The sequence below is a fragment of the Pauljensenia sp. UMB6358 genome (genome assembly GCF_030216865.1).
GTDB classification, from domain to species: Bacteria; Actinomycetota; Actinomycetes; order Actinomycetales; family Actinomycetaceae; genus Pauljensenia; species Pauljensenia turicensis_A.
Genome location: NZ_JASOMS010000239.1, coordinates 1 through 248, shown reverse-complemented (window position 1 = coordinate 248; position 248 = coordinate 1). Strand labels below are relative to the sequence as shown.

Below are 248 nucleotides of genomic sequence, written 5' to 3'. Positions count from 1 at the left end.
GTCCATGATGTGTACTCGCCCGCTGTCCTTTGCCTGCATGACGGCGTCGATACGGGCAATGATGCGCACCCCTGACACGATGATGTCTCGTTCGGCTTCTGCCTCTATGACCTGGTAGTTACGAAGGAAGTCAAAGTTCTTCCAGTTGTGTTGCCACTTATGCAATTTCTTTAGGGCATCTTCATCCAGGTCAGCTACTGGAGGCTCGCTGCGGTTCGATAGTAGTGCCTCTACCCAGGCGTGGAAAA

Annotated in this window: 1 protein-coding gene; it reads right to left on the bottom strand. The window is 52.8% G+C overall.

Going from position 1 to position 248, the window contains the following annotated elements:
- The coding region (locus QP381_RS09305) for a hypothetical protein (protein WP_285068748.1) at window positions 1–248 on the bottom strand (248 nt) is incomplete at both ends.